The sequence below is a fragment of the Massilia sp. WG5 genome (assembly GCF_001412595.2).
In the GTDB taxonomy this organism is placed as follows: domain Bacteria; phylum Pseudomonadota; class Gammaproteobacteria; order Burkholderiales; family Burkholderiaceae_D; genus Telluria.
The window spans coordinates 428,328-443,376 of sequence record NZ_CP012640.2; the positions used below are offsets into that span (position 1 = coordinate 428,328).

16 protein-coding genes are annotated in these 15,049 nt (G+C 67.7%); 2 read left to right on the forward strand and 14 right to left on the reverse strand.

Going from position 1 to position 15,049, the window contains the following annotated elements; all coding sequences use genetic code 11:
- Position 1: 1 nt before the first annotated feature.
- The 6 genes from AM586_RS01920 to AM586_RS01945 all read right to left on the reverse strand — a co-directional run bounded on the left by AM586_RS01920 (position 2) and on the right by AM586_RS01945 (position 5,140).
- Complete coding sequence (locus AM586_RS01920) at positions 2 to 625, reverse strand: hypothetical protein (protein ID WP_047825121.1); 624 nt, start codon at positions 623 to 625, stop codon at positions 2 to 4.
- 72 nt (positions 626 to 697) lie between these two features.
- Positions 698 to 955 (reverse strand): DUF6582 domain-containing protein, encoded by a 258-nt coding sequence (locus tag AM586_RS01925; RefSeq protein ID WP_047825122.1) that lies wholly within the window; start codon positions 953 to 955, stop codon positions 698 to 700.
- Positions 952 to 3,246, reverse strand: a complete 2,295-nt coding sequence (locus AM586_RS01930; protein ID WP_047825123.1) for an FdhF/YdeP family oxidoreductase — start codon at positions 3,244 to 3,246, stop codon at positions 952 to 954. The genes AM586_RS01925 and AM586_RS01930 overlap by 4 nt, the downstream gene beginning before the upstream one ends.
- Before the next feature lie 73 nt (positions 3,247 to 3,319).
- Positions 3,320 to 3,670: a hypothetical protein gene (locus AM586_RS01935; protein WP_047825124.1), complete on the reverse strand. Its 351-nt coding sequence runs from the start codon at positions 3,668 to 3,670 to the stop codon at positions 3,320 to 3,322.
- Positions 3,671 to 3,764: 94 nt separating this feature from the next.
- Positions 3,765 to 4,679 (reverse strand): DUF2145 domain-containing protein, encoded by a 915-nt coding sequence (locus AM586_RS01940; RefSeq protein ID WP_047825125.1) that lies wholly within the window; start codon positions 4,677 to 4,679, stop codon positions 3,765 to 3,767.
- The gene (locus AM586_RS01945) at positions 4,679 to 5,140 is read right to left on the reverse strand and encodes a hypothetical protein (RefSeq protein WP_047825126.1); all 462 of its coding nucleotides are present in this window, start codon (positions 5,138 to 5,140) and stop codon (positions 4,679 to 4,681) included. The genes AM586_RS01940 and AM586_RS01945 overlap by 1 nt, the downstream gene beginning before the upstream one ends.
- A 274-nt stretch (positions 5,141 to 5,414) precedes the next feature.
- Here AM586_RS01945 and AM586_RS01950 point away from each other — a divergent pair, with 274 nt between their 5' ends.
- Together AM586_RS01950 and AM586_RS01955 are read left to right on the forward strand one after the other, a co-directional pair.
- Complete coding sequence (locus AM586_RS01950) at positions 5,415 to 6,923, forward strand: vanadium-dependent haloperoxidase (RefSeq protein ID WP_052233951.1); 1,509 nt, start codon at positions 5,415 to 5,417, stop codon at positions 6,921 to 6,923.
- A 25-nt stretch (positions 6,924 to 6,948) separates the two neighbouring features.
- Positions 6,949 to 7,812: an aspartyl/asparaginyl beta-hydroxylase domain-containing protein gene (locus AM586_RS01955; RefSeq protein WP_047825127.1), complete on the forward strand. Its 864-nt coding sequence runs from the start codon at positions 6,949 to 6,951 to the stop codon at positions 7,810 to 7,812.
- Between the two features lie 26 nt (positions 7,813 to 7,838).
- Here AM586_RS01955 and AM586_RS01960 read toward each other — a convergent pair whose 3' ends face one another.
- From AM586_RS01960 to AM586_RS01995, 8 genes are all read right to left on the reverse strand, one after another.
- Positions 7,839 to 8,945, reverse strand: coding sequence for a TIGR03118 family protein (locus tag AM586_RS01960; protein WP_047825128.1), 1,107 nt, complete (start codon positions 8,943 to 8,945; stop codon positions 7,839 to 7,841).
- Positions 8,946 to 9,127: 182 nt separating this feature from the next.
- Positions 9,128 to 9,931 (reverse strand): transporter substrate-binding domain-containing protein, encoded by an 804-nt coding sequence (locus AM586_RS01965; RefSeq protein ID WP_047825129.1) that lies wholly within the window; start codon positions 9,929 to 9,931, stop codon positions 9,128 to 9,130.
- 11 nt (positions 9,932 to 9,942) lie between these two features.
- Complete coding sequence (locus tag AM586_RS01970) at positions 9,943 to 10,869, reverse strand: isoaspartyl peptidase/L-asparaginase (RefSeq protein ID WP_082439597.1); 927 nt, start codon at positions 10,867 to 10,869, stop codon at positions 9,943 to 9,945.
- Positions 10,866 to 11,600 (reverse strand): amino acid ABC transporter ATP-binding protein, encoded by a 735-nt coding sequence (locus tag AM586_RS01975; protein WP_047825131.1) that lies wholly within the window; start codon positions 11,598 to 11,600, stop codon positions 10,866 to 10,868. The genes AM586_RS01970 and AM586_RS01975 overlap by 4 nt, the downstream gene beginning before the upstream one ends.
- Complete coding sequence (locus AM586_RS01980) at positions 11,601 to 12,272, reverse strand: ABC transporter permease subunit (RefSeq protein WP_047825132.1); 672 nt, start codon at positions 12,270 to 12,272, stop codon at positions 11,601 to 11,603.
- The gene (locus AM586_RS01985) at positions 12,272 to 12,958 is read right to left on the reverse strand and encodes an amino acid ABC transporter permease (RefSeq protein ID WP_197416446.1); all 687 of its coding nucleotides are present in this window, start codon (positions 12,956 to 12,958) and stop codon (positions 12,272 to 12,274) included. The genes AM586_RS01980 and AM586_RS01985 overlap by 1 nt, the downstream gene beginning before the upstream one ends.
- Before the next feature lie 51 nt (positions 12,959 to 13,009).
- Positions 13,010 to 13,741 carry a copper homeostasis protein CutC gene (locus AM586_RS01990; protein ID WP_109370408.1) on the reverse strand — a complete coding sequence of 244 codons (732 nt, stop codon included), beginning with the start codon at positions 13,739 to 13,741 and terminating at the stop codon, positions 13,010 to 13,012.
- Entirely contained in the window at positions 13,738 to 14,658 is a 921-nt protein-coding gene (locus tag AM586_RS01995; RefSeq protein ID WP_197416447.1) for an ROK family protein, read from the reverse strand. The genes AM586_RS01990 and AM586_RS01995 overlap by 4 nt, the downstream gene beginning before the upstream one ends.
- Positions 14,659 to 15,049 lie beyond the last annotated feature (391 nt).

A 15,049-nucleotide genomic window follows, 5' to 3' on the forward strand; every position in this document is an offset into this window, starting at 1 on the left:
ATCAACGGCTTATGTCACCGTTCGCACCCTTCCACCCGAGCCGGGACATGCAGCGCCGCAGGCGATCACCAGCCGGATCGCGACGTCCGGCAAGCGCCACCAGCCCCTTCACGATCGTCAGCACGATCAGGATGCCGACGATATCGCCGACAATCATTGCGAGCAGCGCGGTCCAGTCCATCAGCCCCGTCAGGACCCACATCAGAGCATGGTGAAAGATCGGACTCATCATGCCGCACAAGACGCCGGTGAACAGAAGCCGCGGGACGGTCAAGCCTTCCAGCCGCGGCTTCAGGAAGAACCAGTGCCGGGCAAACAGCGATGCCACATAAGGGCCCGCCGCTCCCGCAAAAGCGCCGCTCCACGCACGGAAGTCGCTGTGGAATTCGAAATGATGAAAGTTCAGGTAAATGCCGGCCAGCAGCAAGCCTTCGAAGCCGGCGAGCCCGAAGAGCAAGGTCGCGAGCAGGCGGATGCCTGCCGGCAAGAAGATCCAGTTGACGCCATTGCTCTGCTCGAAGCGCAGGAATGCCAGCTCGTTGAGCCCATTCAGGCAAAGAAAGACGACCGTTGTGAGAAGGACACAGGCAAGGTGCCGTCCAATTTTGTGCGTCAGATTCTTCATATTACTCAACAAGCAAGATACGTTGCACTATGACAAGTGTATTCTAGCCTGTCGAGTAATCCAGTGCCCGTTTCAGCGCCTGTTTTTTCCGCCCGAGCCCAGTTCGCGCCAATCGCTCTCGTTCAGCTCCACGTCGAACTTCTTCGCTGCGGCGCGGATACGCTTCCAGGCCTCGTCCCGCTCGGCGTCGGTGACATCCTTGACCTGGTCGAAGCGGGCGATGGCATTGCGCACGTGGCTGGCGTCTTCCAATGGTTCTTTTTTCTGCTTGGGAAAGGCGAATTCGCGGCCCGGCATGTCGTTCCGGCCTTCCTGGTCGAGCTTGCTCATGATGTTCTCCTCGTCGCTTCGATTCGCACCGCAATCGACTTTGCGGCCGGCACATAGGCCTCCTTCGCATGGTGCCACAGCGGCAGCAGCGGATTGCATTCCGGGTAGTAGCCGGCGATGCAGCCGGGCGGCACCGGATACTCCATCACCTTCAGGCCGTCCACGCGGCGCTCGACGCCGTCGTTCGTGGCGGTCACGGCCGACACCCGCTGGCCGTCCTCCAGGCCGCGCGCGTCCATGTCGGCGCGCGACATCAGGAGCACCTTGCGGTCGCCCGTCACACCGCGGAAACGGTCGTCCAGGCTGTAGATGGTGGTGTTGAACTGGCCGTCGCTGCGCACCGTGAACAGGCGCAGCGTGTCCGGATGGTCGGGCAGGTCCGGATCGACGACCAGGCTGTCGGGCAGCGTGAAATTGGCCTTGCCGGTCGGGGTGTTCCATTGGCGCTTGGCGGCCGCGACCGGCTTGCGGAAGCCGCCCGGCGTCCACATCCGCTCGTTGAAGTCGTGGAAGATCTCCGGATAGGTCCGGGCGATGGCCTCGCGGATCCTGCCGTAGTCGGCCACCCAGGCGTCCCAGTCGACCTTCGGGTTCGGAGGAAGCAGGGCCTTGGCGATGCCGGCGACGATGGCCGGCTCCGACAGCAGCGTGTCCGCCGCCGGTTCGGCCATCCCGCGCGAGCCGTGCATGCAGCCGGTCGAGTCCTCGACCGACACCGCCTGTTCCACGCCGCCCTGGCGGTCGATCTCGATCCGGCCCAGGCACGGGAGGATGTAGGCGGCCTGGCCATGCACCAGGTGGCTGCGGTTCAGCTTGGTTGAAATCTGCACCGTCAACGGCAGCGAACGCCAGGCGGGGTCCATCGCTCCGTGGTCGGGCACGGCCCGCACCAGGTTGCCGCCCAGGCTGACCAGGGCCTTGACCTTGCCGTCCTGGATGCCCTTGCAGGCCTCGACCGTGTTCAAACCCTTGTCGCGCGGCGGCTCGAAGCCGTACAGTTCCTTCAGCTTGTCGAGCGGCGCCAGCTCCGGCTTTTCGGTGATGCCGACCGTGCGCTGACCCTGCACATTGGAGTGGCCCCGCACCGGGCAGATGCCGGCGCCCGGCTTGCCGATATTCCCGCGCAGCAGGAGCAGGTTGACCAGCATCTGCACGTTCTGCACGCCGTTGCGGTGCTGGGTCAGGCCCATGCCGTAGATGCCGATGACGGCCTGCGCGCCCATGTAGACGCGGGCCGCGTCGCGCAGGTCGGCGCGGTCGAGGCCGGATTCCTGCTCGATCTCGCTCCAGGAAATGGCGCGCACCTTGTCGGCGTATTCCTCGAAACCGTGGGTGTGCCTGGCGATGAAATCCTTGTCGAGGGCCGGTTCGATTCCCTGCTTGGCGGCCGCGTCGTCGGCTTCGATCACCGCCTTGCACAGGCCCACCAGCGCGGCCGTGTCGCCGCCCGCCCTGACCTGGTGGTACTGGGTGCTGATCGGGGTTTCGGAACCGGTCAGCATTTCGGTCGGCGATTGCGGATTGGTGAAGCTGACCAGGCCGCGTTCGCGCAGCGGATTGAAGGTGATGATGGGCACGCCGCGCTTGCGCGCTTCCTGCAGCTGGTGCAGCATGCGCGGGCTGTTGACGCCCACGTTCTGGCCGAAGAACAGGATGCAGTCGGTGCGCGCGAAGTCGTCGAGGACGACGGTGCCGATCGGCACGCCGATGCTCTTCGGCAGCGCCACCGAGGTGCTTTCGTGGCACATGTTCGAGCTGTCCGGCAGATTATTGTTGCCGTACATGCGCGCCAGCAACTGATACATATAGGACGTTTCCAGCGAAGCACGGCCGGAGCTGTAGAACACCACGCTCTTCGGCTCGAGCTGGCGCAACCTGGCGCCGATCTCGCTGAAGGCCTGGTCCCAGGAAATCTGGACATAGTGGTCGGACGCGGCGTCCCAGCGCAGCGGCACCGTCAGGCGGCCGAGGTCTTCGAGGTCATGGTCGTGCCAGCGCTCCAGGGATTGCACCGTGTGCTGGGCGAAGAAATCGGGATCGATATGCTTGCTGGTGACTTCCCAGGCGGTGGCCTTGGCGCCGCTTTCGCAGAACTCCGCCGGGTGCGGATGGGCCGGCTTGGCCCAGGCGCAGCTGACGCAGGCATAGCCGTCCGGCTTGTTCTGCTTGAGCAGGATGGCCGCACGCTGCGGCGGGATCCGCTCCTGCATCAGGATGCCGCCGACTTCCTTCAGGGAACCCCAGCCGCCCGCTGGGGTCGTGGGTTCGTGACCGCTGCCTTCCTTCTCCATGCTGTCGCCCTCCTTGGAGTGCCAGCATGCACGGCGGGCTGCTTTCAGTCTGTTCGGAAGCTAACGTACCTGGTCAGGCGCTGACCAGCGCCAGCAGTTCCTTGCGATCGTCCGCGCGCTGGCACTGGGCCGTGGTGCGGTCCCACAGCAGGAACATGCCATACGCCCAGTTGGCGACCAGCTCGCTTTCCGAAGCCGGCTTGGCGGCCGCGCCGCTGGTCAGGCGCAGGATCTCGGTGCGGGTGAGGGCGGTCAGATGCTCGTAGTTCCAGTCGTCCTTCGGCATCATCTTCTGGCGCGCCCGGTAGCGGCGGGCCCGTTCGGCGTCGCTGAGCTTGTCCGCTTTCGGCGGGCGCCCGCGCTTGCGCGCCGCGGCGGTGTCGAGCTTGAGTTCGATGGTGCGTTGGTCTTCCGGCTGTTTCATGGGCTCAGTGCTTGCTTGGATGCTTGACAGGAACGCCACATTATTCGTGATGCGTTACATTAAGGCAAGCGCCAAATCCTTGCGCTATCGACGATCAGGGAGCAAGCGCGATCACCTGGTCGCCGGCCATCGGTTCGCAGCCGGCGCCGAGGGCTTCCCAGCCGCGATGCACGACGATGTGGCGGCGGTCGTGGCACAGCTCCACGCGCTGCGCCTGCGGCGTGCGTGCGTGCACGAACGCCTCGATCGAGGCCGGTACGCTCACGCGCAGGGCCAGCGCGTAGATGTCGTCGACCGGGTGGTCGTTCACGTGCACCAGCGGCACGAACTGGCCGGCGAACATCAGCCAGTGCGAGGGCACCCTGAGCGGTCCCGCCGCGTAGCCCTGCGCGCGCAGCCAGGCCTGGGCGCGCTCGCGCGCGGGAGCGTCGCCGTTGCCGTCGAGATGTCCCCAGGCGCTGGCCAGCATCTCGGCCACCCATTGGTTGCAGTTCTGGTAACGGGTGCCGAAGGCGTAGGCGTTGGCGCTGTAGCGGCCGGCCAGCAGGGCCAGCGCCAGCCGCTTGTCGCGCGCGGCCTGTTCCAGCTGCGCGCCCTGGTCCGGGTCGAGGAAGACCAGCGACACATGCCCCTGGCCGGGCGCGTCGGCGCCGAGCGCGAAACCGGCCACGCCCTGGTCGAACAGGCGCGGACGCGATTCGTCGCAGGCGTAATACAGCTGGCGCACGGTCCAGGATGCGCCCGGCTGGTCCTTCAGGGCCACGCCGGCGTGCGAATACAGCAGGCCGAAGCGGCTCAGGTCGAGGCCGGCGCGCGAGATCAGCGCCACGCGCGCGCCCGAGGCATCGAGTTCGCGCTTGACCGCGCCGGCAAAGCGCAGCACGCGATCCTGGTCGGCGGCGCCGACGTCCTTGCCGCGCTCGCAGAGGACCGGCATGCCGGCCCAGGCGCCCGCGCTCGCGCCAAGGCACAAGACGGCGAGCGCGGCGGCCGCGAGGCGCGGCAGCATCAGATCGTGACCTGGCGCGAGCCGAGTTCGCGGTACCAGTCGTCCTGCAGGGCCAGGAAGAAAGCTTGCCTGGTGTCGGCGTAGGCGAATTCGTAGCCGTACTCACGTTCGCTGACATGGACGACCGCGCCGGCATCGACGCCGCGGGCGGCCAGCGCGCGCTCCGGCACGTCGAGGGTGAATTCCTGCTTGCCATCGGCAACGGCGCGCAGGGTCAGGCGCCGGATGCCCGCTTTCGCCGGGGCGTGGGCGACGTCGATTACGCGGTAGTCGCCGGCGGTGACGCGGCGGTCATGGTTCGAGCTGTTGCTGGAGCCGCCGATCGAGTCGGAAATGCTGCCCGACGAGGCCGAACCGGCGCTGGAGGCCGAGGAAGCGACGCTGTCGGCGTGGGCGGGGGCGGCAAAGGCGCCGGCAAGCGCGGCGAGGAAGAAGGTGCGGCGGAGAGCGGAGGAAATCATGGTTGTTTTTCGAAATCAGGTGGAACGGCCCTCATGTTACATGGCCTCAGCCGCACTGCACAGGTTGCGGGAATCTTTCGTTCGCCCGACAGTAGCGAGCGGCAGGCACTGTTGCGCAAATCGCACCGTCATCCGGCGCGCCCTCGGAACTCGACGAAATGTGGCATTCACGATAAGCGCAGCCACGCCTTGACGAATCGCCGCGACGATCTTCGCGCGAGCTCCCCTTGGCGGTCGCACACTGGCTTCGAGCGAGCAGCGAACGGAGGGAGTGATGAAACGGCGCAGTTTCCTGAAGTTGGGTGCGGGGGCCGTCCTGGGTGGGAGCCTCGGCGCGTGCGGCGGCAATGGCGACGGTCCGTCCGCCGATCCTCCGCCCAGTCCGCCGCCTGATCCGCCGGCCGCGGCCAAGACAGTGGCCGGCTGGACCAATGTGGCCTTGCAGGCGCTGCGTGACGTCCAGCCCGGGCCGCCGATGGCGGCGCGCTCGCTGTCCATCCTCTACACCTGCATGTACAACGCCTGGTGCGCCTTCGACCCGGTGGCGCTGCCGACCCGCAAGCCCTGGCCCGGGCGGCGCCCGCCCGCCGAGCGGACCCCGGCGAACAGGGCCGCGGCGATGAGTCATGCGGCCTACGCGGCCCTGGTCGACCAGTTCCCGACCACCAAGGCGGCCTTCGATGCGTACATGGCGAGCCTCGGCTACGACACCGGCGCCACGGACGCCGCCGGCGCATCCGCCCTCGGCAGCGCAGTGGCGCGGATCGAGATCGAATACTGCCATGCCGACGGCGCCAACCAGCTCGGCGACATGACGCCCAGCGGCGTGCCCTACGCGGACTATACCGTCTACACGCCGAAGAATCCGCCGATGGTGGTCGGCGAAGCCACGCCGCCCGCTGCGATCCCGGCGCCCGGCAACTGGCAGCCGCTGACCTATGCCGACGCCGCCGGCGTGGTCCGGACGCCGAACTTCCTGGCGGCGATGTGGGACAAGGTGCGGCCCTTCGCGCTGAAGTCGAGCGACCAGTTCCGGCCCGCGCCGCCGCCCGCCTACGGCTCGCCCGGGTACATCGAGGAGGTGCGCCGCATCGTCGAGGTGCAAGGCGCGCTGAACGACACCCGGAAGGCGATCGCCGACTACTGGGCCGACATCGCGCGCACCGTGCTCCCGCCCGGACACTGGCTTTCCTTCGGCCTGTACGTGTCCGAACGCGACCACCACACGGACGACCAGGACATCAGGATGTTCATGGCGCTGTCGAACGCGCTCGCCGACGCCGCCATCGCCGCCTGGGACGCCAAGCGCACCTACGATTCGGAGCGGCCGATCACTGCGGTGCGTTTCCTGATGGCCGGCCAGACGATCAGGGCCTACGGCCTGCCGGGGCCGCAGGCCGGGCTGCGCGACATCCCGGGCGAGATCTGGGTTCCTTACCAGCCGATGACGTTCCCGACGCCGCCGTTTCCGGAATACGTCTCGGGCCACAGCAGCTTCAGCGCGGCGGCGGCGGAGGTGCTGCGCAGCTTCAGCGGCAGCGATGCCTTCGGCGCCAGCCACACCGTCCCGGCCGGCAGCCTGGGACTCGAGCCGGGCGTGCCGGCGAACGCCGTGACCCTGAGCTGGCCCACCTTCAGCGCGGCCGCCGAGGAGGCCGGTCTGTCCCGCATCTACGGCGGCATCCATTTCGACAGCGGGAACACGGCCGGCCAGGCGCTGGGACGCAAAGTCGGCGCCCGGGCGTTCGCCAAGGCCAGCGCCCTGTGGCAGGGCGCCGCCTGAATCCACCAGAAGAGAGGCTCACCAGATGAAATGGCAAATCCTCGGCATCTACCTGCTCTCGGTCATGTGCATCCATTGGCGCGGCAGGCTGCGGCTGCCGCTCAGGCAGCAGCTGGTCGACCAGTCGACCTTCCTGGCGCCGGTCAACCTGTTCATGGTCATGTTTTCGCGGGCGCCGACCACGCCCTTCGTCGCCGCCGGCGACCTGCCGGAGCTGGAGCCGCTGCGCGAGCACTGGCGCATGATCCTGGCCGAGGCCGAGGACCTGAAGGCGCTCCGGAAGGAAGGGATGGTGCGGGGCGGCTGGAAAGACCTCTACCTGAAATGGTATGACACCGCCCAGCCGGCCGCGCGCGAGCTGTGTCCGCGCACCTGCGCCCTGCTGCAGGCCATCCCCGCGGTCAAGCTCGCGACCTTCGTCGAGCTGCCGGCCGGCACCGGCCTGCGCCCGCACCGCGATCCCTACGCCGGCTGGCTGCGCTATCACCTGGGCCTGGCGACGCCGAACGACGACGCCTGCTTCATGGAAGTCGACGGCCAGCGCTACACCTGGCGCGACGGCCAGGCGATGCTGTTCGACGAAACCTACGTGCACTGGGCGAACAATGGCTGCGGCCGCAGCCGGCTGGTGCTGCTGTGCGACGTCGAGCGGCCGATGCGCTTCCGCTGGGCCCAGGCGGTGAATCACTGGTTCGGCCGAATGCTGACGGCGGGCATGAACGCGCCGCCTTCGGGCGCCGAACGGCCGGAGCCGGAAGGCCTGCCGTTCCGGCTGCTGCGCGCGCTGGGACAGGGCCGCCGTCGCCTCAGGGCGCGCAGCATGGCCGCCTACCGGGTACTGATGGCCGCGTCGGTGGCCGGGTTCGCGGTGCTGCTTTACCTGGCGTGAAGCCGGCGCCGGCGCTGGCCCGCCCCTTACTCGGCTTCGTTGCTGTCGTCGTACTGGTCGCCCGGCGCGACGTCGAGGCGTCCGTACAGGCCGTTCTTCTCGTCGTTCGGACCGGCCGCAAAGAACAGCGTATCGACAGGCTGCTGGCTCAGGCCATTGCCGAAGGCGATACCCCACAGGCCGGGAATCCGGACCGGCTTGTGGTCAGGTCCCTTGAGCCTGCCGACGAAGCGCCCGTTGTCCAGGTCATAGGCGTTGATCATGCCGTCGCCGAAGTTCCCGACCAGCAGGCGGTTGCTGAACTTGCCGAAGCTGGCCGGCGCCAGCGCCATCCCCCAGGGCGCGTTGAGCGCGCCGTTCGAGGCGAAGCGCCGCACCAGCTGACCGTCGGTATCGTAGACGTCGACGTAGCCGAGGCCGCGGCCAGCCACGTCGTCTTCGCGGTCCGCATCCTGCTTCGCATAGCTGACATAGAGGTCGCCGTTGATGGCCTGGATCCCGAAGGGGCCGTAGCCGGCAGGCATGGCCGGATCGTAGAAGGGCTTGCCGGGTAGTGAGACCGGATGAAAATTGCTGTCGTAGACGTCGACTTTGCCGTTGTGGAAGTCGGTCGCGTACAGCAGCTGGCCGCGGCCGTTGCCGCTGATCGCCACACCTTTATAGATGGCATGGCTGGCGCTGTTGTCGACCACGCGGATCGCATGCGTCATGTCGACCGTCGGCGCCCAGCCGGCGATGCCGCCGTCCTCGCTCACGAACAGGAAGCGGCTCGGGCCGGAGCTCGACCCCTTGGTGACCGTGAACGCGGGGCCGCCGTAGAAGGCGACGCCGGTCGGGTTGCCGGCCGCCTTGCCGGCGCCGGGAATCTGGACCACCAGGCTCTGGGGCACGCCGGCGCCGTTGTACAGCGTCGAATAGCCGGTGCCGTTGTCGGCCACCCAGGACACGCCATACGGGTTCATGGCCACGCCCCAGGGATTGACCAGGTGCGGGTCGTGGTGTTCGGCGCGGATGGCGGCGCTGTCCGACACCAGGTTGCGCTGCCTGTAGAAGTCGCTGGCGGCGGCATCGAAGCTGCCGGCCAGGGCGAGTGCGCCGGCCGTCAGGGCCAGCGCTTTGGACATCGGTCTCATCTCTCTATCCTCCAGTTTCCATGATCAATGTGCTGGACGCCATGCCGTCACGCAGGCGTCCGCCGGTCCGCCACGTTTCGGCGGTGACGTGGATACCGCGCCGGCGGCGAAAGGTTTTCGTTGCCGGAGGATAAAGGAGGTGTGAGCGCCATATTGACTTGTGACGCGTCACGTTTAATCGATCAACTCTGGGGCGGCAGCGTCGGCGGCACCGCTTTGCTTCCCCACCATTTCTTGTAGTTGGCTGCGTAGGCGCCGGACTTGATGTAGTCGGCCACGAAGGCGTTGACGAATTTCAGCAAGGCCGGATCGCCCTTGGCCATCGCAATGCCGATCGGCGTATTCGCGTACATCGCCGGGAGCGTCTCGAGCTGGTCGTTCCCGCCTGCCAGGTAGTCGAGCAGCGAGGCATCCTCGATGCCGGCGTCGACGCGCTTCTGCTGCAGCAGGAGGACGCCGTCCGGTGCGAAGTTGTCGGTGTAGACGAACACCGCCTGCGGCGCCGACTGTTTCAGGAAGGCGTCCGCGGTGGTGCCGCGGCCGACCACGACGCGCTTGCCGTTCAGGTCCGCCAGCGTCCTGATGTGGGCGCTCTTTTGCGCGATCACCCGCAGGCCGGCCAGGTTGTAGGGGATGGAAAAATCCACCACCCGCGCCCGTTTCGGCGTGATCGAGACGTTCGCCACCACCAGGTCGAGCTGCTTCGACATCAGCATCGAGATGCGCGCATCGCTGGAGACATCCGAAAAGCGCACCGGGACGCCGAGCTTCGCGGCCAGCGCCTTCGCGACGTCGACGTCATAGCCGACCGGCTCGTTGCCGGCGTTGCGAAAACCCACCGGTTCGCCGCCCAGCGAGACGCCGATGCGTACATAGCCGCGCGCCTTGATGTCCTCGATGCGGCCGGCCAGCGCCGGGTCTGCCGCCAGCACCGCCGCCAGCATCCATGCCGCGGCCGCCGCCGAGCGTTTTACAGCTTGCTGCATATCCTGTCCTTTCAGGGTTCGATGGCGCTGGCGACGCGCAGTTCCGGTGCGGCCATGCGCTCATCCCAGTACCAGTAACGTATCTCTTCCTCGCAGCGGAAGTTGACGACCTGGTGATTGCCTTTGGCGTCGATGCCGTGGATGACCACCCCGGCCAGGAAGCCGGACTTCAGCTCGGCCAGTTCTTCCACCGCCAGCCCGATGGCCTGTTCCAGCGTGTGGCCCAGGCGCAGCGCCAGCACGATGCTGCGCGCGGTCCCGCAGCGCATCGTCATCTCGCCGGTGTGGGTGCAGGCCGCGGCGCCGTAGCGGCTGTCCGCATAGAAGCCGGCGCCGGGTATCGGCGAATCGCCCAGCCGTCCTGGGTACTTCCAGGCCCAGCCCGAGGTCGAGGTCACCACGCCGATATGCTCGCCGGCGTCGCGGCCCAGGAAGACCGTGGTGTCGCGCACCCGCTCGGGATCGGTGATGGCCTTGCCGAGTGGCGCCAGGGCGATATCGGGGAAGGCCGCCAGCTGTGCCGGCGACATCTCTCCCTGCAGACGCTCCCACCAGACGCGCTTGCTGTCCGGGTGCAGCACCTCGTCGACGGCGAAACCGCGCTCGGTGGCGAAGCGGCGCGCACCGAGGCCGGTCAGCATCACGTGCGGCAGGTGCTTCATGACTTCGTGCGCCAGCGCGGACACCGGCAGCGTGGCCGGCACCGCGCCGACCGCGCCGACCTCGCGCGTGCTGCCGTCCATGACGCCGGCGTCGAATTCCATCTCGCCCAGCATGTTCGGCCAGCCGCCGTAGCCGACGCTGCGCACCCTGGCTTCGCGTTCGACCCTGCCGATGCCGGCGACCATGGCGTCGATGGCGGCGCCGCCCTGTTTCAGCAGTTCGACCGTGGTATCGAAGCCGGGCCAGGCTTCGGCGTTCGCCAACAGCATTCTCATGATTTGCTCATTTTTGACAAAAATTGGGCGATGCGCGGCTGCGCCAGGCCGCCGTCCGCCGCAAAGAAGCGCGCGGTCGGCAGGTCGGCCAGCAGCCGGCCCTGGTCGAGGAACACGATGCGGCTGGAGATCTGGCGGGCGAATTCGATTTCGTGCGTCACGAACAGCATCGTGGTGCCGCCTGCGGCCAGCTTCGCGAGGATGGACAGGACCTCGGCCGTCATCTCGGGATCGAGCGCGCTCGTGACTTCGTCCAGCAGCAGGTAGCGCGGCTTCATCGCCAGCGCGCGGCAGATGCCGACCCGCTGGCGCTGGCCGCCGGAGAGCTGCGCCGGCCAGGCGTCCGCCCGGTCAAGCAGGCCCACGGCGGCCAGCAGCTCGCGCGCTTCTTCCTCGGCCTGGCGGCGCGGCGTCTTGAGCACCTCGACCGGCGCCAGCGTGACGTTCTGCAGCGCCGTCATGTGCGGATACAGGTTAAACAGCTGGAACACGGTGCCGCAGCAGCGCCGCGCAAGCTGCAGGGACCGGGGGTCGTCGACCCGGTGCCCATCGACGGAAATGGCGCCGCCATCGAGTCTTTCGAGGCCGTTGATGCAGCGGATCAGGGTCGACTTGCCGGAGCCGCTGGCGCCGAGGATGGACACCACCTCGCCCGGCGCGATGCGCAGGTCTATGCCGTCGAGCACCGTGTTGCTGCCGAAGCGCTTGGCCACGCCTTCGATGTGGATCACTTATAAACCCTTCCATTCGCTATGCGCGCGCAGCCGCGTTTCCGCACGCGCGCAGGCCCCGGCGACCAGCCGGGCCATCAGGTAGTACAGCAGGCCGATCACGGTCCAGACGATAAAGGGCTTGAGCGTTCGCAGGTTCAGGATCGCGCCGACCTTGGTCAGGTCGACCACGCCGATCACCGAGATCAGCGAAGTCACCTGCAACTGGTTGACCAGCAGCCCGGCCAGGGGCCCGAGCCCGAAGGCCGCCGCCTGGGGCGCGACGACCCGGCGCAGCGTCTGCCGGCGGCTCAGGCCGAACACGCGCGCCGTCTCCAGTTGCTCGCGGCCGACCGATTCGATCGCCGATACCGCGATTACATAAACAAAGGCCGCCGTGTTGGCGGACAGGGTGACGAGCGCGGCCTGCACCGGCGTCAGGTCGGTTTCCAGCAGCACCGGCAAGCCGAAGAACACCAGGAACAGCTGCACCAGCACGGGCGAATTCTTCAGCAGCTCGGCAAGCAGGGCGGCCAAGGGCGCCAGCAGCGGAATGCGGTAATAGCGCAGCAGCGCCCAAGCCAGGCCGGCGCCCAGGCCGATGGCGGTGGTCGCCGCGAACAGGGCGAGCGAGGCGCCCAGTCCCTGCAGCAGGAGCAGCAGATCGTGCGGCGTGAACGCGGCGTAGCGCATCAACTCTGGCTCCGGCTCAGGGGCCGATTCAGGCGCCGGTGCAGGGCGCCCGCCGACAGCGACACCAGCCAGGTCATCGCCGCATACAGCAGCAGGAGCAAGGCGTAGACTTCGAAGGGCTGGAAGGTGTCGGAAGCGACGATCCTGGCGCTGCCGGTCAGCTCGTTCAGCGTGATCGCCGACAGGATGGACGAAGTCAGCACCAGGTTGACGAACACCGACCCGAGCGGGCGCACTGCGCTGCGCAGTGCGATCGGCAGCACGATGCGGCGGACAATCGCGAAGCGCGACAGGCCGCTGACCAGCGCCGCCTCGAGCACGCCCGGTTCGATCGCCAGGATGCCGGAGCGGATCACATCGGAGACGAAAGCCCCGCCGGCCAGCGACAAGGCCAGCACGCCGGTGCCGAAGGCGCTCAGCTCGACGCCGATCTCAGGCAGGCCGTAGAACAGGAAGAACAGCTGGACGATGAAGGGAACGTTGCGGAAGACGTCGACATAGACCCCGGCTGCGCGCCGGGCCAGCGGCATGGCCGCGGTGCGCATCAGGGCCACTGCGATACCCAGGGACAGGCCGCCGGCGAGCGCCAGCGCGCAGGCAAGGGCGGTCAGCCGTGCGCCCGCTGCGAGGTCGCCAAGGTAGGGGGCTAGCGTGGTCGGATCGAAGCGCATCGGGTAGAAGCTCATGAGCGGTCGAGTGTCACACACCCTGCCTCGCCTTTCAAGCGAAAGACCCGTTCAGCCCCTCAGTTTAGCTTTCAGTGTAGCGACTTTAGCGCTGCTGGTCTGGCGGCGGCTGCCGGAATCGAAGCCGAACGCCAGCACCCGCGGCGCGGCCGGCGGCAGCGGCGCCGAGCAGGATGCGTGAACGTCGGTCAGCGGCAGGCGCGCGCACAGCAGGTCGACGTTGTCGGCGCTGATGCCGGCGCCGGGCATGATGGCGATGCGGCCGGCGGCCGCATCGAAGCACTGCTGCAGGCCGTCCAGGCCTTCGGGCGCGCTGCTCGCCCCGCCGGAGGTAAGGATGCGCTCGAAGCCAAGGTCGATGGCCATTCTCGTCGCCTGCGACAGGTCCGGACACAGGTCGATGACGCGGTGCAGCGCGCAGCGCAGGCCATGGCCGTCGGCCCGGCACACCAGCCGATCGAGCGTGCGCGCGTCCAGCTGGCCATCCGGCCTGGACGCGCCCAATACCACGCCTTGCAGTCCGGCGGCGGCGACCGCGTCGAGATCGGCCAGCATCAGCGCCGTGTCAAGTTCGTCGAAGCAGAAGTCACCGCCGCGCGGGCGGATCATGGCCACCACCGGCACCGGGCTGTTCGCGGCCGCGCGCAACAGGCCGGCGGACGGCGTCAGGCCGCCGATGTCCAGCGCGCTGCACAATTCGATGCGGTCGGCGCCTCCGGCAAGCGCCGCTTCGAGGCCGTGGACGTTATCCACGCAGACTTCCAGCCTGATCGGGGCATTCATGCGCCGCCCAACTTTTCCACGCCCAGCCAGGCCGCACCGATCAGGCCCGGTTCCGCCCCGGACCGGCCGGGTACGACGATGGGCGCGTCGGTCTTGCGCAGGATACCGGCACGCACCGCCAGGTCGAGCCGCGCGATCAAGGGCGCGCTGTTGGCCAGGCCGCCACCGACCGGCAGGATCGATGCGCCCACTGTATTGACCAGCATGGCCAGCGGTCCGGCCAGCAGCTCGGTCCAGCAGGCGATGGTGCGCCCGGCGTCGGCATCGCCGGCCTGCCAGGCATCGACGATCGCGCGGCTGTCCAGGGACTGTCGGTGCAGGGCGAAGTGCAGGCGTTCCAGCCCGCGCGCGCCGCCGACCGTGTCCAGGCAGCCGGTCTGGCCGCAGCCGCAGGCGAAGCGGGGAACGCCGGCAAGCGGCGCCGCCGCAGGTCCGTGCCCCCATTCGCCGGCAAAGCCGCCCGGGCCGCCGATCAGGCGACCGCCGAGCACCAGGCCGCCGCCGACGCCGGTGCCCAGGATCAGGCCGAATACATTGGCATGGCCACGACCGGCGCCGGCCTGGGCTTCGGCGAGAGCGAAGCTGTCGGCGTCGTTGACGATCCAGACCGGCAGCCCGAAGGCGGTGGACAGGTCGGCGGCCAGCGTGCGGCCGTCGATGCAGGGAATGTTGGCGCACTTGATGCGGCCATCGAGCGGATCGATCACGCCGGCGATCGAGATGGCGACGCCGCGCGACGGCCCGCCGGCATCGATCAGCGCCTGCATGGCGGCGGTGAAGGCTGCGAAGTCGTGGGCGGGCGTGGGCACGCGTGTCAGTGCGCCGATCTGGCCATCGGCGCTGGCGACGGCGGATTTGATGGCGCTGCCGCCGATGTCGAAACAGCTGAGCATAGGATAAAGGCTTTCGGAAGTCATGCATTGTATTCCATGCGTATGGCTCGCCACCATCGTTTATGACACCGTCGCTGCAGCCGCCCGTCGCGAATGCCCAATGTCCGGCGGATCGTCCGAAGGCTGGTCTGGCAGCACGGCAGGCAAGAACACGTCGTTTCAATAGCAACAGCTTGCACGGCTTTGTTCAAGACAAGCCGCGGATCACTGCGAAATGAAAGGCCGGACAAAAACGCCCCGCCCGGATATTGTCCTGGACAATGCACCTCGCCTGGCGATGTGCTCAAACGTAATCAGAATAATGTCCTTCGTTCGTAATGAAAAAGACGCGACGTAGAAATCCAGATTCGCGAAATGGTGCTGGCAACAGTCCTTTGTACGAATCCCGAATGCTCGAATATAAGAAATACCAGGA

Coding starts and splice junctions, on each gene's coding strand:
- AM586_RS01940 (WP_047825125.1), bottom strand. CDS start 4,679: ATGCTGCCGCGCCTCGCGGCCGCCGCGCTCGCCGTCTTGTGCCTTGGC.
- AM586_RS01985 (WP_197416446.1), bottom strand. CDS start 12,958: ATGAGCTTCTACCCGATGCGCTTCGATCCGACCACGCTAGCCCCCTAC.
- AM586_RS01965 (WP_047825129.1), bottom strand. CDS start 9,931: ATGCAGCAAGCTGTAAAACGCTCGGCGGCGGCCGCGGCATGGATGCTG.
- AM586_RS01955 (WP_047825127.1), top strand. CDS start 6,949: ATGAAATGGCAAATCCTCGGCATCTACCTGCTCTCGGTCATGTGCATC.
- AM586_RS01980 (WP_047825132.1), bottom strand. CDS start 12,272: ATGCGCTACGCCGCGTTCACGCCGCACGATCTGCTGCTCCTGCTGCAG.
- AM586_RS01920 (WP_047825121.1), bottom strand. CDS start 625: ATGAAGAATCTGACGCACAAAATTGGACGGCACCTTGCCTGTGTCCTT.
- AM586_RS01960 (WP_047825128.1), bottom strand. CDS start 8,945: ATGAGACCGATGTCCAAAGCGCTGGCCCTGACGGCCGGCGCACTCGCC.
- AM586_RS01950 (WP_052233951.1), top strand. CDS start 5,415: ATGAAACGGCGCAGTTTCCTGAAGTTGGGTGCGGGGGCCGTCCTGGGT.
- AM586_RS01990 (WP_109370408.1), bottom strand. CDS start 13,741: ATGAATGCCCCGATCAGGCTGGAAGTCTGCGTGGATAACGTCCACGGC.
- AM586_RS01945 (WP_047825126.1), bottom strand. CDS start 5,140: ATGATTTCCTCCGCTCTCCGCCGCACCTTCTTCCTCGCCGCGCTTGCC.
- AM586_RS01970 (WP_082439597.1), bottom strand. CDS start 10,869: ATGAGAATGCTGTTGGCGAACGCCGAAGCCTGGCCCGGCTTCGATACC.
- AM586_RS01925 (WP_047825122.1), bottom strand. CDS start 955: ATGAGCAAGCTCGACCAGGAAGGCCGGAACGACATGCCGGGCCGCGAA.
- AM586_RS01995 (WP_197416447.1), bottom strand. CDS start 14,658: ATGACTTCCGAAAGCCTTTATCCTATGCTCAGCTGTTTCGACATCGGC.
- AM586_RS01935 (WP_047825124.1), bottom strand. CDS start 3,670: ATGAAACAGCCGGAAGACCAACGCACCATCGAACTCAAGCTCGACACC.
- AM586_RS01930 (WP_047825123.1), bottom strand. CDS start 3,246: ATGGAGAAGGAAGGCAGCGGTCACGAACCCACGACCCCAGCGGGCGGC.